The organism is Streptomyces sp. RKAG290 (assembly GCF_023701695.1).
In the GTDB taxonomy this organism is placed as follows: domain Bacteria; phylum Actinomycetota; class Actinomycetes; order Streptomycetales; family Streptomycetaceae; genus Streptomyces.
The window spans coordinates 2176878-2198931 of the sequence record NZ_JAJOZC010000001.1; the positions used below are offsets into that span (position 1 = coordinate 2176878).

A 22054-nucleotide genomic window follows, 5' to 3' on the forward strand; every position below is an offset into this window, starting at 1 on the left:
GCAGCGCGGCAGTCTGGGATTTGGAGGGGTATATGTCTGATCTTCCCCGAAAGGCGGTCACCCGAACCGCCAAACTGGCCGCGCTGCCTTTGGGGTTCGCAGGCCGTGCCACGTGGGGGCTGGGCAAGCGCATCGGCGGGAAGTCCGCGGAATTGGTCGCCCGTGAGGTGCAGCAGCGCACCGCCGACCAGCTCTTCAAGGTGCTGGGCGAGCTGAAGGGCGGGGCGATGAAGCTCGGGCAGGCCCTGTCCGTCTTCGAGTCCGCCCTGCCGGAGGAGGTCGCCGGCCCGTACCGCGCGGCCCTCACCAAGCTCCAGGAGGCCGCCCCTCCCATGCCGAGCAGCACGGTCCACGCGGTGCTGGCCGAGCGACTCGGCGAGGACTGGCGGGAGCTCTTCCTCACGTTCGAGGAGAAGCCGTCGGCCGCAGCATCGATCGGGCAGGTGCACCGGGCGGTCTGGCACGACGGCCGGAACGTCGCGGTGAAGGTGCAGTACCCGGGCGCCGGAGAAGCTCTGCTTTCGGACCTCACCCAGCTCAGCCGGTTCGCCCGGCTGCTCGGGCCGCTGATCCCCGGCATGGACATCAAGCCGCTGATCACGGAGCTGCGCGACCGGGTCTCGGAGGAGCTGGACTACGAGCAGGAAGCGCAGTCGCAGCGGGAGCACGCCGAGGAGTTCGCGGACGATCCCGATGTCGTCGTCCCAGGAGTGGTCCACCAGTCCGATCAGGTGCTGGTCACCGAATGGATCGACGGCGTACCGCTGGCAGATGTCATCGCCGACGGCACGACGGAACAGCGGGACCGCGCGGGGCAACTGCTGGCCCGGTTCCTCTTCTCCGGTCCCGCCCGCACCGGGCTGCTGCACGCCGACCCGCACCCGGGAAACTTCCGGCTGCTGCCCCCGGACCCGGACGGCACGGCCGACGCCAACGACGCCGACGGCACCGAGGACGCGTGCGCCGAGGCGGCCCAATGGCGGCTCGGGGTGCTCGACTTCGGCACGGTGGACCGGCTGCCGGGCGGGCTGCCGCAGACCATCGGGGACTCCCTGCGGCTGACGCTGCAGGGCGACGCCGAAGCGGTGTACGAGCTGCTGCGCGAGGAGGGGTTCGTCAAGGACTCGATCGACCTCGCCCCGGACGCGGTGCTCGACTACCTCCTCCCGATCATCGAACCGGCCGAGGTGGAGGAGTTCACCTTCAGCCGGAGCTGGATGCGCCATCAGGCCGCCCGGATAGCGGATCCGCGCTCCCCCGCGCACCAGCTGGGCAAGCAGCTGAATCTGCCGCCCTCCTATCTGCTGATACACCGGGTGACGCTGAGCACCATCGGGGTGCTGTGCCAGCTCGGCGCGACGGTCCGGCTGCGGGAGGAGCTCGAGACCTGGCTGCCGGGATTCCTGCCCCTGGACGAGGAGGAGTGGGCCGAGGAGGAGTGGGCCGAGGCGCAGGAGACCGATGCGGAACACGACGCGGCGGCGGAACCCGCGGAGGGCGCCACAGCCGGCGCGGAGGTCAAGTAGCGGTTTTCGGGGGCCTTCTCCGGAGGGTCGCCCGGCCGGGTGCGGCAGCGGCGGCGGGTGCGTCGGCCCGGCCTGCCCGTGTCACCAGACCGGCCCGTGCCGCCCCGCCAGTCCGTGCCGTCACCACCAGGTGGAGTCGAGTCGGCCCTCGATAGCCCTGATGTGGGTACGGGAACACGCCTCGCAGAAGTAGCGGCGGCTGCCGTTCTCGACGGAACAGATCCAGGTCGGTGGTGCGTCGTCGCTCCCGGCACCGGTACCGCACAGAGCACATACGACGCCCTTGGGGCCCGCCGTTTCGGGGCGCTGCGTCTCCTCGTCCACCTCGTGACGATAACTCCACCGCCGCGGTCCGGCACGGCACCACACAGCACCGCCTCGCAGGACCGCCCCGCAGCACGACCACACGGCAGAGCCCCGCAGCACGGCCTCGGGCCGGTCCGAGTGGACCGGCCCCGAGGCAGGGGTGGTGCTGTGGGTACTGGTTGCTGCGGGTCGGAGAGCGGCCGGCCCGCAGCGGAACCACGGTTGTTCATCCTGCTGGTACTTCGACCTGCTGGTACTTCGACCTGCGGGTGTTTCGTCCTGCTGGTACTTCTCCTGCTGGTGTTCGGTCCAGCTCGGATCAGTGCATGACCGCCATGGCCAGCGCACGGCGAGCACGCATCGAGGCGCGCTCGGCCCGGCGCTGCATCCGCCGCGCGTTGATCAGGCGCACGGCCTGACGTTCCGCTTCGGCTTCCCGCAGGCGGTCGTGCATATGAGCACGAGCCAGGGCTTCTGGGATGAGTTGCATCTCACGGGTCCTGTTCTGACGCGAGTCGTTCGCGCCGGTGATGGTGACGTTCGGTGTCGCGGAGCCGACGGGCTCCCTCGTGGGGATGGTCATTGGGTCCTGGTTTCGGGGGTCGTGGGTCTGGGGACGGTCGATGGTTCCGATGCGCTTCATGGGCTTGAGGGCCGCAGCCCCAAGGTCGGCGGTCACGCCGCGACCGGGTTCTTGCGCGGACGGCCACGCGGCCGCTTGCGAGCAACGACGACGCCCTGGATGAAGAGCTCGCCACCCCAGACACCCCACGGCTCACGACGCTCCTTGGCGCCGGCGAGGCAGGCCTCGACGAGCGGACAGGTCCGGCAGAGGGACTTGGCGTACTCGACGTCGGCCGGCGACTCGGCGAAGAAGACCTCAGGGTCGTAGGAACGGCAGGGGACGGGTACGCCGAGGTTCTCGATGGCGTCGTCGAGCGCGGTGAGCGCAGTGAGCGGGATCAAGGTGGAGTCCTCCGTGAGGCCGGGCGGGGGGAGCGTTTCGGAAGGCGGTACTGACGGGGCGTGCGCTTCGAGTTGCACGGTGGTGGTGTCCTCGTCTGGTCATGTCCGGCCTGTTGGCCGGGGGCGGCTGGTACCAGTTGTTGCTTGTCCCGAGGCTCCTTCTTGCTGTCCCGTCCGTTCGGACAAAACAAAAGGGCCGCGGATCCCGAGTGGGGTTCCGCGGCCCTGAAGGCGCCGGCCTGATTCTCGATCAGGCTGGATCACTCCAGGGTTCAGGCCCACGGAAGGCCCACATCGTGTGGTGGTGCGTCGTCTGCTTCTTGGCTCCGGCTTCAGTTCCCGCACCGGCGGCCGCAAAGGCATAGGCCTGGGCCTGTCCCTTCGCTACTGCTGCCACCGGTGCCTGGGTCGGTCGCTCATTGCGCTCCCGCACAGGAAGGCTTGCCAGGGACAGCGGGCTGACGGCGGAAATGCCGGACAGACCGGTGCCGGGCAGCGAAGACTTCGAAGAGCAGGCGAGGCCGAGCGAGCAGGCGGAGACGACCGAGAGATCGGTCATTTTGTTGGTCTCGATGATGCTGATCACTTCAATCGCCTCCTCTCGGCGTCTCGGGGGACCGGCCAGGCCGATCCTGCGTATTCGTCAAGTACAGCACAGGACCAGGGCTTCAGAGAAGCCGCTGTTCCGACGGTTAAGAACCTATGGTGATTACTGGGGCGGGCGCAAACTATTTTTTCGACGAGTTTTTCTCACATCTCCTCGTCGGCCTCGGCAAGCCCCTCCACCCCGTCCCCACCTGCGCAGATGTCCAGCACGGCGGAGCCGAAACGGCCCAGCTTCCGCGCGCCGACCCCGGGGATCCCGGCCAGTTCGCCCTCGCTGCCCGGCACCGCCTCCGCGATGGCCATCAGGGTCTTGTCGGTGAACACGCAGTAGGCGGGCTGGCTGATCTCCTGCGCCCGTACCGCCCGCCAGTCACGCAGTCGCTCGTACAACGCCTCGTCCATGTCGGACGGGCAGTCGTCGCAGCGCATCAGCTTCATCTCACCGGCGTCGGTGAGGGTCTTGCCGCACACCCTGCACAGCGCGGGACCGCGCCGCTTGCGCCGGGCCGGGGCCGGGCGCTCGATGCCGGCCCCGCCGCCCGCCGAAGCCCGGCCGCCCAGCGCCCCCGATCCCGGGCGCAGCCCGTTCAGGAAGCGGCTCGGCCGGCGGCTCGCCCGGCCACCGGGCGAGCGGGCCAGCGACCACGACAGCGAAAGGTGGAAGCGGGCCCGGGTGACGCCGACGTACAGCAGCCGGCGCTCCTCCTCGATCTGCTCGTCCGTCTTGGCGTAGGTGATCGGCATCATGCCCTCGGTCAGCCCGACCAGGAACACGGCGTCCCACTCCAGGCCCTTCGCCGAGTGCAGCGAGGCCAGCGTGACTCCCTGGACCGTGGGGGCATGCTGGGCCGCGGCCCGCTCGTCCAGCTCGGCGACCAGATCGGAGAGCGTCGCCCCAGGCCGCGCCTGCTCGAAGTCCTCGGCCAGCCTGACCAGTGCGGCGAGGGACTCCCATCGGTCGCGCACCGCCCCGGATCCGGCGGGCGGTTCGCTGCTCCAGCCCTTGGTGGAGAGCACCGCACGGACCTCGGCGGGCAGCCCCTCCGCGTCGTCCAGCAGGGAGTCGTTGCCCCCGGCCCGGGCAGCGCCGCGCAGTGCGACGCCCGCTTCCCGGACCTCCGCGCGCTCGAAGAACCGCTCCGCGCCGCGCAGCTGGTACGGCACGCCCGCGTCGGCCAGGGCCTGCTCGTAGACCTCGGACTGGGAGTTGACCCGGTAGAGCACGGCGATCTCGCCGGCCGGGACGCCCGCGGCGATCAGGTCACGGATGCGGCGGGCCGTGCCCTCGGCCTCAGCCGGCTCGTCCGCGTACTCCGTATAGGCGGGCTCGGGGCCGCGCTCGCGTTGCGAGACCAGTTCGAGCCGGTGCTCGGCGGCCCTGCCCCGGGCCTGGCCGAGCAGCCCGTTGGCCAGGTGGACCACCTGGGGGGTGGAGCGGTAGTCCCGGACGAGTTTGACCACGGTGGCCCGGGGGTGGCGGGTGCGGAAATTCAGCAGGTGGTCCGGGGTGGCTCCGGTGAAGGAGTAGATCGTCTGGCTGGCGTCGCCGACGACGCAGAGGTTGTCCCGGTCACCGAGCCAGAGGTCGAGCAGCCGCTGCTGGAGCGGGCTGACGTCCTGGTACTCGTCGACGACGAAGTGCTGGTACTGACGGCGCACGTGGTCGGCGATGTCGTGGCGGTCCTGCAGGATGCCGACGGTGAGGAGCAGCACGTCCTCGAAGTCGATCACCGTGCGGTCGCGCTTCAGCTGTTCGTACATCGCGTAGACCTGGGAGATCTCGGCAGGATCGCGCGGGGCGTCCCGCTGGGACTTGGCGACCACGGCCGGGTAGTCGGCGGGCACCGTCTGGGTGACCTTGGCCCACTCGATCTCGCTCGTCACATCGCGCAGCTCGTTGCGGTCGAGGCGGATACCGCAGCGGGCCGCCGCCTCGGCCACCAGCTGGACCTTGCGCTCCAGCAGACGGGGCAGGTCGCCACCGACTGCTTTCGGCCAGAAATACTGGAGCTGACGCAGGGCCGCGGAGTGGAAGGTCCGCGCCTGCACCCCGCCGGCGCCGAGCTGGCGCAGCCGCCCCCGCATCTCCCCGGCGGCCCGGTTGGTGAACGTGACAGCAAGCACGCTCGTCGGCTGGAGTATGCCGGCGCGCACCCCGTAGGCGATGCGGTGCGTGATGGCGCGCGTCTTGCCCGTACCGGCTCCGGCCAGCACGCACACCGGGCCCTGCAGGGCCACGGCGACCTCGCGCTGCTCGGGGTCGAGCCCGTCGAGGACGGCGTCGGCGGAGTCGGGGACCTGAGGGAAGAGGGTGGAATGCGTTGCTGATGTCACCCCGCCATGCTGCCAGGTCCGAAGGGGCGGACGGGGAAGTTGTCCACAGGGCTGCCGCATCCGTCGTACTAATCGGGAGCGGGCCCCGCTGATCAGGAGCACGCCCGGCTGATCCGAGGCAGGCCCCGCTGATCAGGAGCACGCCTGGCTGATCAAAGGCAGGCCCGGCTGATGAACGGGCACAGGCCCTGGCTGATGAACGGGCGCGGGCCCCGGCTGATGAACGGGCGCGGGCCCGGGAATGGTGGCCAGGTCGTGTGCGTTCTCCTTCCGTGCGGCAACGCACGTCCCCGCTTCCCGGTGTGACGGACCGGACACCGGGACGGGATGTGGCGAGATTGCCGAGACCGATGAGACAGAGGAGCGCGTAGACATGCCGGGCACTGTGACGATGTACAGCACCACGTGGTGCGGCTACTGCCGTCGGCTCAAGGGCCAGATGGACCGCGAGGGCATCGCGTACACCGAGATCAACATCGAGCACGACCCGGACTCCGCGGCCTTCGTCGAGAAGGCGAATGGCGGGAACCAGACGGTACCGACCGTACTTTTCCCGGACGGTTCGACGCTGACGAACCCTTCGCTGGCCCAGGTGAAGCAGAAGGTCGGCGCCTGAGCGCTCGTCTCGCCTGCGCACATCGCCCGCCGCTTCCGGTATGGACCGGAAGCGGCGGGCGCTTGTGTGCGGGGGTCAGCTCAGGCCGAACCGGCGGGCGGCCGCGGTCACCGTCTGTTCGAGGAGGACGGCGATGGTCATGGGGCCGACGCCGCCCGGGACCGGGGTGATGAGGCTCGCGCGCTCGGCCGCTGTCCCGAAATCGACGTCGCCGACGTTGCCCTCGTTGTAGCCCGCGTCGATCACCACCGCGCCCGGCTTGATGTCCGCTCCGCTGATGAAGCGCGGCCGGCCGACCGCTGCCACCAGGACGTCCGCCTGCCGCACGATCGAGGAGAGGTCCCTCGTGTGCGAGTGGCAGTACGTCACCGTGGCGTTGCGGCCGAGGAGGAGCATTCCGGCGGGCTTGCCCAGGATGGCGCTGCGCCCCACGACCACGGCGTGCTTGCCCGGGAGGCCGACCTCGTACGCGTCGAGCAGGCGCATGATGCCGCCGGGGGTGCAGGAGACGAAGCCGGGGAGGCCGAAGCCCATCGCGGCGAACGAGTGCATGGTGACGCCGTCGACGTCCTTCTCCGGGGCAATCGCCTCGAAGGCGGCCCGCTCGTCGATGTGCGGGCCCATCGGGTGCTGCAGCAGGATGCCGTGCACCTCCGGATCCTTCGACAGGGCGGTCACCGCGGCGACGACGTCCTGAGTGGTGGAGTCGGCCGGAAGGGCCACGTGCCGGGACTCTATGCCCGCCCGCGCACACCGGTTGCGCTTCATCCTGACGTACGTCACCGAGGCCGGGTCCTCCCCGACCAGGACCGTGGCGAGGCAGGGGGCCGTGCCGGTGCGCCGGAGGATCTCCGCCGCCGTGGCGGCGCTTTCGTCGACGATGCGGCGGGCGAGGCCGGCGCCGTCCATCAGTTGGGCCGTGCTGGTCGGGTTCACCGGGAGCTCCTGGGCGTACGGGCGATCGCGGCGGCCACACGGGCCGCGGCACATCGCGGGAACGGCGGTCGATCGCCCAGGCGCACGGCTTCGGCAGCCGCCATCGGCTGCCGGTGTTCTCGGCGGCCGCTCCCCGGTGGTGCTCCACCTCAGCGCCAGTCACGGCCCGCGTCCACTGTAGAGCTCGGGAGCGGGGGCCGTGGTCGCACTCCCCCACTCCGGTCCGCGCTCCGGTGTCAGCCGGCGCTGCCCGGCTTCGGCAGGGGCTTCCCGTACCAGATCTCGATCAGGCGGGCCGCGATCGAGATGCCGAACGGGGGCAGGATCTCGCCCGATTCGAAGGCGGCGGTCAGCTCCTCGCGGGAGAACCAGCGGGCCTCCTCGATCTCCTCGCCGTCGACGTCGATCTCGTACGTCGTGGCCCGGGCCATGAAGCCGAGCATCAGGCTGGACGGGAAGGGCCAGGGCTGGCTGGCGACGTACTCCACCTCACCGACGGTGATGCCCGCCTCCTCGAACACCTCCCGTGCCACGGACTGCTCGATGGATTCGCCCGGCTCGACGAACCCGGCGAGGGTCGAGAAGCGGCCCTCGGGCCAGTGGACCTGGCGGCCCAGCAGGGCGCGGTCCTGGTCGTCGGTGACCAGCATGATGACCGCCGGGTCGGTGCGCGGGTAGTGCTCCGCGCCACAGGCCTGGCAGCGACGGATGTGGCCGGCTGCCGCGATCACCGTGCGTTCGCCGCAGCGTGAGCAGAAGCGGTGCAGCCGCTGCCAGTTCTCCAGCGCCACCGCGTGCACCATCAGACCCGCGTCGCGGGGGCCGAGGAGCAGGCCCGCCTCCCGCAGGCCCGCGGGCCGGGCCGACTGGTCCATGCGGCCCGGCAGGGAGTCCTTCTGGAGGGCGAAGTAGCTGACGCCGTCCTCGTCGGTGCCGAGGAAGTAGCGGTGGGTCTCGGTGACCGGGGCCTCGAAGGCGGGGGTCATCACGAGTTCGGTGCCGTCGGCGGTGTCGTCGATCAGCACCTGCCCGCCGGAGACGACGAAGACCCGGGTCGTCGGGTGGCTCCACGCGGCGGACAGCCATGCCTCGTCGAGGCGGTGGTGCGCGGCGCGGTCGATGCCGCTGGGCGCCGTCAGACCGATGGGCCGGTCTGTGGTGGCGTTGTCGAAGGTGCTCACAGGTGCTTCCTACTCCCCCGGGATGGATCGGGTGTTCAGAGGATTCAGCGGAGTGCGGCTGCCAGTTCGCCCCAGAGATGGGCGGTGGTCTCCACGCCCTTGAGCAGCAGGTCGAGCTCGACCTTCTCGTTGGGGGCGTGCCAGCCGTCGGACGGTACGGAGATGCCCAGGAAAAGGACGGGTGCGCCGAGCACGTCCTGCAGGTCGGCGGCCGGTCCCGAGCCCCCTTCGCGGGTGAAGAGGATCTTCTGGCCGAAGGCCCGTCCCATGGCGCGGGCCACGGCCTGCAGGGCGGGGTGGTCCAGCGGGGTGAGGCAGGGGCGGGTGGCGGGGAGGAAGGTGATCCGGTGGCGGATCCCGGCCGGGATCCGCGCCTCGGCCCAGGTCTGCACGGCCTGCTGGACGTGGTCCGGGTCCTGGCCCGCGACCAGGCGGAAGCTGAGCTTCACCAGGGCGGACGACGGGATGATCGTCTTGCTTCCGGCGCCCTGGTAGCCGCCGCCGATGCCGTTGACCTCGGCGGTGGGGCGGGCCCAGATCCGTTCGAGCGTGGAGTGGCCCGCCTCGCCGGCCGCGGTCTGTGACTTGGCGGTACGCAGCCAGGTGGCCTCATCGAAGGGCAGTTCCGCGAAGAGGGCGCGTTCGGTGTCCGTGATTTCGGCCACGCCGTCGTAGAAGCCGGGGACCGCGACCCGGCCGTCCGCGTCATGGAGTGCCGCGACTAGACGGGCGACCTCGGTCGCGGGATTGGGGACGGCGCCGCCGAACGATCCGGAGTGGATGTCCTGCGCCGGGCCGTGCAGCTCGATCTCGCACTCGGCGAGGCCGCGCATGCCGGTGCAGACGGTCGGGGTGGTCTCGTCCCACATGCCGGTGTCGGAGACGATCACGGCGTCGGCGGCGAGGCGGGCGGCCTGCTGCTCGACCAGGGCGCGGAAGTTCGGGGAGCCCGACTCCTCCTCGCCCTCGACGAGGAGCTTGAGGTGCACGGCGGGGTGGTGCGGCCGGTGGTGGCGAGGTGGGCCCTGACACCGAGGGTGTGGAAGAAGACCTGCCCCTTGTCGTCGGCCGCACCGCGCCCGTACATCCGGCCGTCGCGGATCACCGGCTCGAACGGGTCGGTGTCCCAGCCGTCCTCGCGGGCGGCGGGCTGCACGTCGTGGTGCCCGTAGACGAGGACCGTGGGGGCGTCCGGGTCGTCGGAGGGCCACTCGGCGAACACCGCGGGCGCACCCGCCGTCTCCCAGACCTCCGCGACCGGGAAGCCGGTCTCCTTCAGCTTGGCGGACAGCCACGCGGCACTGCGCCGTACGTCCTCCTCGTGCTCCGGCTGAGCGGATACGGAGGGGATGCGCAGCCACTCGGCGAGGTCGTCGAGGAAGGCTGTGCGGTGCTGCTCGGTGTACGTACGGACGGCGCTGTCCGGGGTGTCGCTCATGACCTTCAGCCTATCGGGCCGTGGGAGGTGGCTCGTCCAGGAGGATGCGCTCCAGCTCGGGACGGCCCGGGAGGCGGGCGGGCCGGACGCTCTCGCCGCTGCGCACGAAGAGGAACGTGGCCGTGACGTCGGTGAGCGGGAGTCCGTGCAGTTCGGCCCAGGCGACGCGGTAGACGGCGAGCTGGAGGGGGTCGGCGGTGTTGGTGCGGCTGGTCTTCCAGTCGACGATCTCGTACGTGCTCCCGGTGCGGTACACCGCGTCGATACGCCCCCGGATCACCCGGCCGGCCAGGGTGATCTGGAAGGGCGTCTCGACGCGGTACGGGGTACGGCGGGCGTACGGGGTGCGCTCGAAGGCCTCCTTCAGCTCGGCGAGATCGCGCTCGTCGGCGATGTCGGCGTCGCTACCGTCGCCGCCCGGCAGCTCGTCGGGGCCGAGCATGGGCAGCGGGAGCTCCTCGAAGCGGGACTCGACCCAGGCGTGGAAGCGGGTGCCACGGCGGGCGGCGGGCTGCGGAGGGCGGGGCATGGGGCGGGCCAGTTCCTGGGCGAAGCCGTCGGGGTCGTCGGCCAGGCGCAGCAGCTGGGTGGCGGAGAGCGAGGCGGGCACGAGGACGTCCCGCACGGTGGCGCGCGCCCGGCGCAGCTCCCCGGCGAGGGCGTCCAGGTCGCGGTCCCAGGAGGCCAGGGTGCGGGATTCCTCCGGGGTGAGGCGCGCGGGGACCCGCTCGGGGGCGCGGGCGGCCGGGACGCGCGGGGTCCGGGGCGGGCCGTCTTCGGGGACGGGCGCGCCTTCGGGGGAAGGCCCGTCCTTGGCGAGGGGCGCCGCGTGCGGGAAAGGCCCGTCGTCGGGGGCGGACGCATCGTCCGGGAAAGGGCCGTCGTCGGGGAAGGGGGCGTCGTCCAGGAAGGGGTCGGCGGGGAAGGGGGCGTCGTCCGGGAAGTGGCTGTCGTCGAGGGGCGGCTCGTCCGGTGGCGGTGCCTCGTCCGGGTCCGGCTCGTGCGCCGCGGACGGTTCGTCCCGCTGCCGGGGCGCCGCGGCCCCGTTCCGCCCTTCGTACGGGCCCGCGGTTGCCTGGGGGCCCCGTGCCGGGCCTCCTGCGGCCAGGGCGTCCGGCACCGGGCCGGCCATAACCTGCGCGTCCGGCGCCGGGCCCGCCTCAGCCAGTGCCTTGAGGTGGGCCATCACCGTGTCCGCGGCGGCCCGGCGGCGGGCCAGTGCGGTGTCGTCCAGGGGCAGCGGCCAGGCGTGGTCGGCCGCCGCCTCGGCCAGGGCCGGGTTCTCCTCGTCCTCGGCCGGCTCGTCCGCCCACGCCTCGATCTCGCCGTGACCGGCCGCGCAGTGCTCGTACAGCGCGTGCAGGAAGCCGGACGGGCCGCGCGGCTTCTTCTGGCTCGGGCCCCACCAGTGGCCGGAGCCGAGCAGCAGGGTGCGGGGCCGGGTGAAGGTGACGTATCCGAGGCGGAGCTCCTCGGTGTGCTGGTGCTCCTTCATCTCCTCCTTGAAGCCCTTGAGGCCCTTGGCGTCGAAGGAGTGGAGGACGGGCAGCGTGGCCGTGTCGCCGCGCAGGGCGTGCGGGAGGACCTTGGACTGGGACGTCCAGGCGTCGCGGGACTGGCCGCTGGGGAACTGGCCGGTGACCAGGCCGGGCACGGCGACGACGTCCCACTCCAGGCCCTTGGACTTGTGGGCGGTGAGGACCTTGACGGTGTTCTCGCCGCCGGGCAGGGCGTTGTCCAGGCCCTTCTCGTACTGCGCGGCGGTGCGCAGGAAGCCGAGGAAGGCCAGGAGCGTGGCCTCGCCGTCGACGGCGGCGAAGCGGGCCGCGACGTCGAGGAAGTTGGCGAGCGTCTCGCGGCGGCGGGCTGCCAGGGCCTGCGGGGACGCGGACAGTTCGACTTCGAGGCCGGTGGTGGTGAGGACCCGGTGCAGTACGTCCATCAGCGGGTCGGCGAGCGAGCGGCGCAGGTCGCGCAGCTCGGTGGCGAGGCGGGCGAAGCGGATGCGGGCCTCGGTGGAGAACGGCAGGCGGTCGTCCTGTTCGCCGCCGGAGTCGAGGAAGGTGTCCAGGGCGTCGGCCAGCGAGATCACCTCGGCCGGGTCGATGCCCTCGACCGCCTCGGCGAGGCGGCGGTCGGGGTCGAACTCCTCGTCGTCGTGGGAGGCGCGGTGGACGAGGAGGCGGGCGCGGCGGCCGAGCAGCGCCAGGTCGCGGGGGCCGATCCGCCAGCGGGGGCCGGTGAGCAGCCGGACCAGCGAGGCGTTGGCCCCGGGGTCCTGGAGGACCTCGCAGACGGCGACGAGGTCGGCGACCTCGGGGAGGTGGAGCAGCCCGGAGAGTCCGACGACCTCGACCGGGATGTCCCGGGCCACCAGCGCGGCCTGGATCTCCGGGAAGTCGCCGGCGGTGCGGCACAGGACGGCGATCTCGCCGGGTGCCTTACCGGTCCGCACGAGGTGGGCGATCGAGTCGGCGAGCCAGTCGATCTCCTCGGTGTGGGTGCGCAGCAGGGCGCAGCGGACCAGGCCGTCGCGCTCGGCGCCCGGGGCGGGGCGCAGGGCCTCGACGCCTTCGTGCATGGCGCGCAGGAGTTCGGCGAGGCCGTTGGCGAGGTGCAGGAGGCGGCCGCCGCTGCGGCGGTTCTCGCTGAGGGAGTAACGGGTCGCTGGGGCGCCGTCGGCCTGCGGGAAGTGGCTCGGGAAGTCGTCGAGGTTGGCGACGGAGGCGCCGCGCCAGCCGTAGATGGCCTGGCAGGGGTCGCCGACCGCGGTGACCGCGTGTCCGGAGGCGATGCCGTCGGGGCCGCTGCCGAAGAGGGCGGAGAGCAGGAGCCGCTGGGCGACGGAGGTGTCCTGGTACTCGTCGAGCAGGACGACCCGGTACTCCTCGCGCAGGATCGCACCGACCTCGGGGCGGGTGAGGGCGAGCCGTGCGGACAGCGCGATCTGGTCGCCGAAGTCGAGGAGGTCGCGGCTCTGCTTCGCCTCCCGGTAGCGCCGGGTCAGGGAGAGCAGTTCGCGGCGGGCCTCGGCCGTCTCGGGGATCTTGCGCAGTTCGGCGTTGCTGAGTTTGGCGGTCTCCAGCGTGCGGAGCAGTTCGGTGTCGTACCCGGCGAGCTGCTCGGGGCGCAGAAGATGTTCGGCCAGCTCGGCGTCGAGGGCCAGCAGGTCGCTCACCAGGGTGGGGAACGACCTGGTCAGGGCCGGGTAGGGGCCGGGTGCCTCGCGCAGGACGCGGGCGGCGAGCTGGTAGCGGGTGGCGTCGGCGAGGAGTCGGCTGGTGGGTTCGAGCCCTATCCGCAGCCCGTGCTCGGTCAGGAGCCGGCCGGCGAACGCGTGGTACGTGGAGATGCTGGGTTCGCCCGGGGGGTTGTCCGGGTCGATGGTGTCCGGGTCGGTGACGCCGGCGGCGATCAGGGCCTTGCGGACGCGCTCCGCGAGTTCGCCGGCCGCCTTGTTGGTGAAGGTGAGGCCGAGGACCTGTTCGGGGGCGACCTGCCCGGTCCCGACGAGCCAGACCACGCGGGCCGCCATCACCGTGGTCTTGCCCGACCCGGCTCCGGCCACGATCACCTGTGGGGCGGGCGGCGCGGTGATGCACGCCGTCTGCTCCGGGGTGAAGGGGATGCCGAGGAGCTCCTTGAGCTGCTCGGGATCGGTGAGGCGTGGGGACACTCCACAGAGGCTAACCGGACCCACCGACAACCCACGAAGCCGCGAGGGGCACGGGACGGGCCCCGTACGGCCGGTCCTGGCGGTGGTGTGAGGAAGCGCACGAAGACCGCGAAGCGGCGGATGTGCGGCACCCCGAGGCGGCCGGGAAGTGCCTCGCCCCGGGCCCGCCGGCCGGTCTAGGTTGAAGCCGATCACCGTTGATCACATCTGTACTGATCACATCTGAACGCGTCAACATCCCTACGAGGACGGTCACATGAGCACCGACGCCCCCGCGCCCGGCTCCGAAGCCCTGGACGCCACCGCCGGGCTCAGGAAGCGCATCGACACCACGAAGGCGCACCCGGCCCGGGTCTACGACGTCTTCCTCGGCGGCAAGGACAACTACCCGGCCGACCGGGAGGCCGCGGCGATGGCCCTGGCCGCCAATCCGCGCGGTTACCTCACCGTGCGGCACAACCGGGACTTCATGCGGCGGGCGGTGACCCTCGCGGCGCAGGGCGGGATCCGGCAGTTCCTGGACGTCGGCACGGGGCTGCCGACCCAGCAGAACGTGCACCAGATCGCGCAGGCCGTCGCACCCGATTCGAGGGTCGTGTACGTCGACAACGACCCGGTCGTCCTCGTCCACGCGCAGGCCCTGCTCACCAGCGGACCGGAGGGGCGCACCGACTACATCGAGGCGGACCTGCGCGATCCGGCCACGATCCTCGAAGCCGCCCGTCGCACCCTGGACTTCGACCGTCCCGTCGCGCTCGTCCTCGCCGCCGTCCTGCACTTCATCGAGGACGACGAGGCCTACCCGATCGTCACCCGGCTCGTCGACGCGCTCGCGCCGGGCAGCTGCCTCGTCCTGAGCAACGTCAGCTCGGATCTCAACGCCGAGCAGGTCGGCCAGGTGACGAAGGCGTTCAAGGAGCGCGGTTTCACCATGGTCCGCCGTTCGCGCGCGCAGGTGGAGCGTTTCGTGACGGACAACGGTCTGGACATGCTCGACCCCGGCGTCGTCCCGGTGCACCGCTGGCGCCCCGAGCAGGTCATCGATCTGCCCGAGGCCGCGGATCCCGATCTGGAGTTCGTGGCGGGGCTGGACGAGCTGGACCGGACGCGCTACCAGGACATCAACGATGTCACCGACGCGGACGTCAGCGTGTACGGGGTGATGGCCCGCAAGCCCTGACCACTCCGGAGACCCCCGGTCGGAGGGGCAGCCGGCTCACTCCAGGACGTGCCGCCCTTCCGGCTGGGCACTGCACGAGGCCCTGAAGGTGCAGTGGGTGCAGTGCTGGCCGGTCGTGGGGGTGAACCGTTCGTCCAGGACCCGGCCCGCGGCGGTCGCCAGCAGGTCGGAGACCCACTCGGAGTCCGGCGGCTGCTGGGCCTGCACCTTGGGCACGGCGTCGCCGCCCTCCTTCTTGGGGGCGGGCTGGCGCAGCTGTACGAGTTCGGCGCCGCCCGACTCGGGGCGGCGGCCGTCGAAGACGTCGTCGACCGCCCCTTCCCGGACGGCCAGCTGGTACACGGCGAGCTGGGGGTGGCGGGCGACCTCGTCCTTCGTCGGGGACTGCTTGCCGGTCTTGAAGTCGACGACGTAGGCCCGGTCCTCGGCGTCCCGCTCCACGCGGTCCATGGAGCCGCGGATGCGCACCTCGTACTCCCCCGCCTCCAGGGTCACGTCGAAGTCGTGCTCGCTGGCGGCCGGGGTGCGGCCGGTGCGGTCCATGACATGCCAGCGCAGGAAGCGTTCGAGGGCGACGCGTGCCTGTTCCTTCTCCTGCTGCGACTTCCAGGGGGCGTCGAAGACCAGCCCGTCCCAGACCGAGTCGAGCCGCTCCATGAGGACGGCCAGGTCGGCCGGCGTACGGCCGGAGGCCACCTCGTCGGCGAGTACGTGGACGACGTTGCCGAAGCCCTGGGCGGCGGTGGCCGGGGCGTCGGCCTTCACCTCACGGCCGAGGAACCACTGGAGGGCGCAGGTGTTGGCGAGCTGGTCGAGCGCGCTGCCGGAGAGGGCGACGGGCTGGTCACGGTCGCGCAGCGGGACGGCCGAGCGGGTCGGCTCGTACAGACCCCACCAGCGGTACGGGTGGGCCGACGGTACGAGCGGCTGCCCCTCGTCGTCGGTGAGCGCGGCGAGCCGGGCGAGGCGGTGGGCGGCCTCCTCGCGCAGGGTGTCGGAGGCTTCGGGGTCGACGGTGGTGGCGCGCAGTTCGGCGACGAGGGCGGCGACGGCGAGAGGGCGGCGCGGGCGGCCGGTGACGTCGCGGGGTTCGACGCCGAGCTCGGCGAGGAAGCGGGACGGCTGGTCGCCGTCGTCGGCGGGTGCTTTGACGGCCGTGACGACGAGGCGCTCGCGGGCCCGGGTCGCGGCCACGTAGAAGAGCCGCCGTTCCTCGGCGAGGAGGGCGCCGGGGGTGAGGGGTTCGGCGAGACCGTCGCGGCCGATCCGGTCCGCTTCGAGCAGCGAGCCGCGGCGCCGCAGGTCGGGCCAGAGGCCCTCCTGCACGCCGGCGACGACGACCATGCGCCACTCCAGGCCCTTGGACCTGTGCGCCGTCATCAGCCGTACGGCGTCGGGCCGGACGGAACGCCGGGAGAGGGTGTCGGCGGCGATGTCCTGGGCGTCGACCTCCTCCAGGAAGTTGAGCGCGCCACGGCCGCCGGTGCGCTCCTCGGCACGGGCCGCGGTGTCGAACAGCGCGCAGACGGCGTCGAGGTCGCGGTCGGCGTTGCGGCCGCCCGCTCCGCCACGCAGCGCGGCGCGCTCCAGCCGGCTCGGCCAGGGGGTGCCGGACCACAGTTCCCACAGAGCCTCTTCGGCGGTGCCGCCGCCCTCCAGGAGCTCGCGCGCCTTGCGCAGCAGGGCGCCCAGTCGCTGGGCGCCGCGGGCGTACGCCGGATCGTGCGCGACGAGCCGCTCCGGCTCGGCGAGGGCTCGGGCCAGCAGATCGCCGGAGGGCGCGGGCACCCGGTTCCCGGCGGCCCGTTCCTCGTCCCGCAGGGCCCGGCCGAGGCGGCGCAGATCGGCGGCGTCCATGGAGCCGAGGGGAGAGGCGAGCAGCGACAACGCGGTCTCGGTGTCGAGCCAGGAGGAGGGCGGGGCGGGGGCGGGTGCCGGGTCAGGGGCGGGTGCGGTGGCTTCCTCCGCGGGAGCGGAAGCCGGTTCCGGGCCGCCCTTTCCGGCCGCGTCCGCACGAGCCACATCCTCAGGAGCCACATCCTCAGGAGCCACGTCCGCCGGAGCCACGTCCTCAGACGCCGCCCCCTCAAGAGCCGCGTCCCCAGGAGCAACATCCCCAGCAGCCGCGCCCCCGTCCCCGGCCGCGCCCCCGTCCGCAGCCGTGTCCCCGTCCCGGCGCAGGGCTGCCGTGGCCACCGTGCGTAGGGCCGCCAGCAGCGGGGCCACCGCCGGTTCGTGGCGCAGCGGCAGGTCGTCGCCGTCCACCTCCAGGGGGACGCCCGCCGCGGTCAGGGCACGGCGCACCGAGGGGATCGTGCGGCCGCCGGCCCGGACCAGCACCGCCATCTCGTGCCACGGCACCCCGTCCTCCAGATGCGCCCGGCGCAGCAGGTCGGCGATGTTGTCGAGCTCGGTGGAGGCGGTCGGGTAGGTGTACGTCTCGACGCTGCCGCCCTCCCGGACCGCGCCGAGCTCCCGGTGGGCGCGGACCTTCGCCGCGGGGAGCCGGGTCAGCGGCATCCGCCGGGTGAGCAGCCGGGTGGCGGCGAGCAGCCGGTCGCCGGAGCGCCGGGATGTGGTGAGCACGCCGACGGGGGCAGGAGCACCGTCGGCCCGCCGGAACACCTCGGGGAAGTCGAGGATGCCGTTCACATCGGCGCCGCGGAAGGCGTAGATCGACTGGTCCGGGTCGCCGAACGCGATCAGGTTCCGGCCACCGCCGCCGCCCGGGGCGCTCCCCCGGTTCCCGGCCAGGGCGTGCAGCAGCCGCACCTGCGCCGGGTCGGTGTCCTGGTACTCGTCGACGAACACCGTGTCGTACTGCCCGGCCAGCAGCGCCGACACCTCGGGGCGCTCGGCCAGCAGTACCGCCCGGTGCACCAGCTCGGCGTAGTCCAGCACCCCCTGGGCGTCCAGGATGTCGAGGTACTCGGCGAGGAACTGGGCGGCGGCGCTCCAGTCGGGGCGGCCGGTACGCCGGGCGAAGTCGGCGAGGGCGTCCGGGCCGAGGCCCAGCTCGCGGCTGCGGGCGAGCACCGCGCGCACCTCGTCGGCGAAGCCGCGCGTGGTCAGGCAGGCCCGCAGTTCGTCGGGCCAGCGGATGTGGGCGTGGCCCTGCTTCTCCAGATCGAGCTGGCCGGCCAGCAGATCGCGGACCGTGACGTCCTGCTCGGGCCCGGAGAGCAGCCGCAGCGGGTCGGCGAAGAGATCGGCGTCCTGGTGGGCGCGGACCAGGGCGTAACAGAAGGAGTGGAACGTGGTGGCCTGCGGGCCGCGGACGGCACCGAGCCGGGCGGCCATCCGGTCGCGCAGCTCGACCGCGGCCTTGCGGCTGAAGGTGAGGACCAGGATGCGGGCCGGGTCGGCGCCGCGGGCGACGTACGCGGCGACCGTTTCGACGAGCGTGGTGGTCTTGCCCGTGCCCGGACCGGCGAGGACCAGCAGCGGCCCGCCGGAGTGATCAACCACCGCACGCTGCGCCGCGTCCAGGAGAGGGGGGTCCACGGAGCCCGGCAGGGTGCGCACCAGTCGGTACGCGCCCGTGGCCGTCCCCCGCCGTGCCTGACGGTGCGGACTGTGCCGGGTGGTGGAGGAGGAGCTCACGTGGGTCGCCGGTCCTGGTGGGTGTGCTGATGGTGAGGGTGCGGCGCCTGCCGCGAACTGACGACGCTACTCCGGCGACGGCCCCGAATGCGGCGGGACGGCTGCGGGGATCGTCACGTTCCGCGGAGGCGGCGGACGCCTCGGGGGCGGCGGACCCCGCGCCGTCCGCGGGTCACGCTGCCTTTACGCCGTACGGGCCCGGCTCCGCCCGATGCGCCACCGGATGGCCGAAGCTGTCAGGTGTGAGCACCCCCGCCGTCGTCGCCGTCCGCTGCCGGACCGCCCGTCGCCCCGCCGGCCGCCGCGTCGGCCGCACCGTCCCACCGGGCGCGTCGCATGTCCAGACGCGGAAGGTGACCGTCGGCGCTCCGCGCGGCCTCGCGCAGCGGGGTGTTCTCCTCGCGGTAGTGATTCAGCGCACGCAGCTCGTGGCCGGGCAGCAGCGCCCCGTCGGCACGCACCACGCGCCACCAGGGCACCGCGCTCCCGTACAACGCCATGACCCGGCCGACCTGACGCGGTCCGCCGTCGCCCAGCCACTCCGCGACGTCGCCGTAGGTCATCACGCGGCCGGGCGGGATCAGTTCGGCGGTGTCGAGCACGCGCTCCGCGTACTCCGGCAACGCGTCGCTCGTCGGGTGTTCGCTCATCCGGCCCATCCTGCCGTACGCCACCGACAGCCCGGCCGGTTGAGTGTCCGTACGGACACGGAGCGTGCGCGCGGCGGGAAAGGAGCGTATCTTGCGCTTCGCGCGCCCCTGCATCGCACCCTGATGCCCTCCTCCGTCCGCCGGCCGTGCCACCATCATGCGGGCGGTGACCGGTGATACGAGAACACGAAAACCAATCAGAGGCGACGAAGGAGCAGGGCGTGCAGCCACCGAAGGCGGCCGACGCCTCTGATGCCGAGCCGCGCCCGGACGGAGCCCGGCCGGAGCCGGACACCGACCAGGACACCGACCAGGAGAACCCTTCCGGGGAACCGGCCGGCTCGACGCTCGCGACCTCCGAGGCGCCGACCGACCGCGTCTCGGGCGACGAGCCCCTGCTCCCCGCCCGGGTGCACCGCCCCTCCGATCTGCTGCGCCTCCTCGTCGGGGTCCTGGCGATCGTCGTGCTGTTCTCCGTCGCCGCGTTCGCCCACGGCACGACCACCGGCCTCGAACAGGACATCAACAAGGGCACCGGTCAGGCACCCGATCTGCTGATCAAGATCGCCGGTCTGGTCTCCAGCATCGCTGTCCTGCTCGTCCCGGTCGCCTTCGCCATCGAGCGGCTGATCAAGCGGGACGGGCTACGGATCGCGGACGGCGTCCTGGCCGCCGTGCTGGCGCACGGGGTGACGCTCGCGGCGGACCTGTGGGTCGCCAAATCCGCCTCGGGATCCATTCAGGACGCCCTGACCCAGCCGCAGCCAGGTGACGCGCTCACCGATCCCGTGCACGGCTACCTCGCCCCCGTGATCGCCTATATGACGGCGGTGGGGATGGCGAGACGGCCGCGCTGGCGGGTCGTGCTGTGGGTGGTGCTGCTGCTCGACGCCTTCACCATGCTGGTCGGCGGCTACACGACACCGCTCTCGATCGTCCTCACGGTGCTGATCGGCTGGACGGTGGCCTACGGCACGCTGTACGCGGTCGGTTCGCCGAACGTCCGGCCGACCGGTCAGCACCTGATGGGCGGTCTGCGCCATGTCGGCTTCCGCCCCGTCACCGCGATGCGGGCCGACGACGTGCCCGACTCGGGCGACCAGAACGACCGCGGCCGCCGCTATCTGGTCTCCCTGGAGGACGGCCCACCGCTCGACGTCACGGTCGTCGACCGGGAACAGCAGGCCCAGGGCTTCTTCTACCGGGTGTGGCGCAGGCTCACCCTGCGCGGCATCACCCAGCGGCGGTCCATCCAGTCGCTGCGCCAGGCGCTGGAGCAGGAGGCCCTGCTCGCGTACGCGGCCATCGCCGCCGGGGCCAACGCCCCCAAGCTGATCGCCACCTCCGAGCTCGGTCCCGACGCCGTGATGCTGGTGTACGAGCACATCGGCGGCCGCTCGCTGGACGCCCTGGAGGACGCCGACATCACCGACGACCTGGTGCGCGGTGCCTGGCGCCAGGTGCAGGCGCTCCAGTCCCGGCGGATCGCGCACCGCAGGCTGACCGGTGACGCCCTGCTGGTGGATCGTTCCGGCAAGGTGTTCGTCACGGATCTGCGCGGCGGCGAGATCGCGGCCGGCGACCTGGTCCTGCGGATGGACGTCGCCCAGCTGCTGACCACGACCGGCCTGCGGGTGGGCGCCGAGCGGGCGGTGGCCGCCGCACTGGCGGTGGTCGGGCCCGACACCGTCGCGGACTGTCTGCCGCTGCTCCAGCCGATCGCGCTCAGCCGCTCGACCCGGGCACATCTGCGCAGACTCGCCCGGGAGCGTTCGCAGCGGGAGCGGGAGGCCGTGCTGGACGCGTCGGACGCGGCCAAGCGGGCCCGGGCGCATGACGCGGAGCTCTCGAAGGAATCGGACCGCAAGTCCGCCCGCAAGTCGCTGCGCACCGAGAAGCAGGCCGAGAAGCGGGCCATGGACGACGCCCTGGACGAGGCCCGCGAGGAGGACCTGCTCTCCCAGATCCGCCAGGAGGTACTGCTGATCCGGCCGCAGGCCCCCGTCGAGCCGGTCCGTCTGGAGCGCATCAAGCCGCGCACCCTGTTCAGCTTCATCGCGGGCGCCATCGCCGCGTACTTCCTGATCTCGCAGGTCACCGAGGCCGACTTCGGCGCGGTCGTCGAGCAGGCGGAGTGGGGCTGGGTGGCCGCCGCGCTCGGCTTCTCGGCCCTCAGCTACATCGCGGCCGCGATGAGCCTGCTGGGCTTCGTGCCCGAGCGGGTGCCGTTCGGCAAGACGGTGCTGGCGCAGATCGCCGGATCGTTCGTGAAGATCGTGGCCCCGGCCGCGGTCGGCGGTGTCGCCCTCAACACGCGGTTCCTGCAGCGCTCCGGCGTACGCCCGGGGCTCGCGGTCGCGAGTGTGGGTGCCTCACAGCTGTTCGGTCTGGGCTGCCACATCCTGCTGCTCGGTGCCTTCGGCTATCTGACGGGCACCGAGAAGACACCGTCCTCGCTCACCCCGTCCAGGACCGTGATCGCGGGGCTGCTCACCGTCGCCGTACTGGTGCTGGTGGTGACGGCGATCCCGTTCCTGCGCAAGTTCGTGGTGACCCGGGTGCGGTCGCTGTTCGCCGGTGTCGTACCCCGCATGCTCGACGTCGTGCAGCGGCCGCAGAAGCTGCTCACCGGCATCGGCGGGATGCTGCTGCTGACCGGCCTGTTCGTGATGTGTCTGGACGCGTCGGTCCGGGCGTTCAGCGGTCCGGACACGCCGCACCTCAGCTACGCGAGCATCGCGGTGGTCTTCCTCGCCGGTAACGCGCTGGGCTCGGCGGCGCCGACCCCAGGCGGCATGGGCGCGGTCGAGGGGGCGCTGACACTGGGTCTGATCGCGGTGGGCCTGCCGAAGGAAGTCGCGGCCCCGGCGGTGCTGCTGTTCCGGCTGATGACGCTGTGGCTGCCGGTGCTTCCCGGCTGGATCTGCTTCAACCAGCTGACCCGCAAGGGCGCGCTCTAGGGGCTTGCGTTCGAGTCAGGCCGGGTCAGGTCCGGCAGCCCTCATCCGGCCGCGACCGCACGTTCACTCTCCCCGT

Annotated in this window: 14 protein-coding genes and 1 pseudogene; 4 read left to right on the forward strand and 11 right to left on the reverse strand. The window is 72.3% G+C overall.

Annotated features, from left to right (window positions below; translation table 11 throughout):
- The first annotated feature begins 32 nt into the window (after nt 1-32).
- On the forward strand, nt 33-1526 hold the full coding sequence (locus LNW71_RS09115; protein WP_250967771.1) for an AarF/ABC1/UbiB kinase family protein: 1494 nt from the start codon (nt 33-35) through the stop codon (nt 1524-1526).
- Nucleotides 1527-1646: 120 nt separating this feature from the next.
- Here LNW71_RS09115 and LNW71_RS09120 read toward each other — a convergent pair whose 3' ends face one another.
- The 5 genes from LNW71_RS09120 to LNW71_RS09140 form a co-directional block, all read right to left on the reverse strand.
- A complete protein-coding gene (locus LNW71_RS09120; RefSeq protein WP_250967772.1) occupies nt 1647-1850 on the reverse strand; it encodes a hypothetical protein in 204 nt (67 codons plus the stop codon).
- A 301-nt stretch (nt 1851-2151) separates the two neighbouring features.
- Nucleotides 2152-2475, reverse strand: coding sequence for a hypothetical protein (locus LNW71_RS09125; RefSeq protein ID WP_250971944.1), 324 nt, complete (start codon nt 2473-2475; stop codon nt 2152-2154).
- Between the two features lie 32 nt (nt 2476-2507).
- Nucleotides 2508-2876 carry a WhiB family transcriptional regulator gene (locus LNW71_RS09130; protein ID WP_250967773.1) on the reverse strand — a complete coding sequence of 123 codons (369 nt, stop codon included), beginning with the start codon at nt 2874-2876 and terminating at the stop codon, nt 2508-2510.
- A gap of 172 nt (nt 2877-3048) precedes the next feature.
- Nucleotides 3049-3384 carry a hypothetical protein gene (locus LNW71_RS09135; RefSeq protein ID WP_250967774.1) on the reverse strand — a complete coding sequence of 112 codons (336 nt, stop codon included), beginning with the start codon at nt 3382-3384 and terminating at the stop codon, nt 3049-3051.
- Between the two features lie 164 nt (nt 3385-3548).
- On the reverse strand, nt 3549-5738 hold the full coding sequence (locus LNW71_RS09140) for an ATP-dependent DNA helicase UvrD2 (RefSeq protein WP_374119370.1): 2190 nt from the start codon (nt 5736-5738) through the stop codon (nt 3549-3551).
- Nucleotides 5739-6111: 373 nt separating this feature from the next.
- Here LNW71_RS09140 and LNW71_RS09145 point away from each other — a divergent pair, with 373 nt between their 5' ends.
- The gene (locus LNW71_RS09145; protein ID WP_123523692.1) at nt 6112-6354 is read left to right on the forward strand and encodes a mycoredoxin; all 243 of its coding nucleotides are present in this window, start codon (nt 6112-6114) and stop codon (nt 6352-6354) included.
- Between the two features lie 75 nt (nt 6355-6429).
- On the opposite strand, the gene LNW71_RS09150 is transcribed toward LNW71_RS09145, so the two are convergent.
- From LNW71_RS09150 to LNW71_RS09165, 4 genes and pseudogenes are all read right to left on the reverse strand, one after another.
- The gene (locus tag LNW71_RS09150; RefSeq protein ID WP_250971945.1) at nt 6430-7263 is read right to left on the reverse strand and encodes a bifunctional 5,10-methylenetetrahydrofolate dehydrogenase/5,10-methenyltetrahydrofolate cyclohydrolase; all 834 of its coding nucleotides are present in this window, start codon (nt 7261-7263) and stop codon (nt 6430-6432) included.
- A gap of 263 nt (nt 7264-7526) precedes the next feature.
- On the reverse strand, nt 7527-8471 hold the full coding sequence (nudC, locus tag LNW71_RS09155) for an NAD(+) diphosphatase (RefSeq protein ID WP_250967776.1): 945 nt from the start codon (nt 8469-8471) through the stop codon (nt 7527-7529).
- A 44-nt stretch (nt 8472-8515) separates the two neighbouring features.
- Nucleotides 8516-9909: pseudogene (locus tag LNW71_RS09160) on the reverse strand (dipeptidase).
- Between the two features lie 10 nt (nt 9910-9919).
- Complete coding sequence (locus LNW71_RS09165) at nt 9920-13585, reverse strand: ATP-dependent DNA helicase (protein WP_250967777.1); 3666 nt, start codon at nt 13583-13585, stop codon at nt 9920-9922.
- A 256-nt stretch (nt 13586-13841) separates the two neighbouring features.
- On the opposite strand from LNW71_RS09165, the gene LNW71_RS09170 reads away from it, so the two are divergent.
- Nucleotides 13842-14765 carry an SAM-dependent methyltransferase gene (locus LNW71_RS09170; protein ID WP_250967778.1) on the forward strand — a complete coding sequence of 308 codons (924 nt, stop codon included), beginning with the start codon at nt 13842-13844 and terminating at the stop codon, nt 14763-14765.
- A gap of 36 nt (nt 14766-14801) precedes the next feature.
- Here LNW71_RS09170 and LNW71_RS09175 read toward each other — a convergent pair whose 3' ends face one another.
- Together LNW71_RS09175 and LNW71_RS09180 are read right to left on the reverse strand one after the other, a co-directional pair.
- Nucleotides 14802-18368: an ATP-dependent DNA helicase gene (locus tag LNW71_RS09175; RefSeq protein ID WP_250967779.1), complete on the reverse strand. Its 3567-nt coding sequence runs from the start codon at nt 18366-18368 to the stop codon at nt 14802-14804.
- 236 nt (nt 18369-18604) lie between these two features.
- Nucleotides 18605-19018, reverse strand: coding sequence for an MGMT family protein (locus LNW71_RS09180; protein WP_285802079.1), 414 nt, complete (start codon nt 19016-19018; stop codon nt 18605-18607).
- Between the two features lie 221 nt (nt 19019-19239).
- On the opposite strand from LNW71_RS09180, the gene LNW71_RS09185 reads away from it, so the two are divergent.
- Nucleotides 19240-21978 carry a lysylphosphatidylglycerol synthase domain-containing protein gene (locus LNW71_RS09185; RefSeq protein ID WP_250967780.1) on the forward strand — a complete coding sequence of 913 codons (2739 nt, stop codon included), beginning with the start codon at nt 19240-19242 and terminating at the stop codon, nt 21976-21978.
- Nucleotides 21979-22054: the final 76 nt, after the last annotated feature.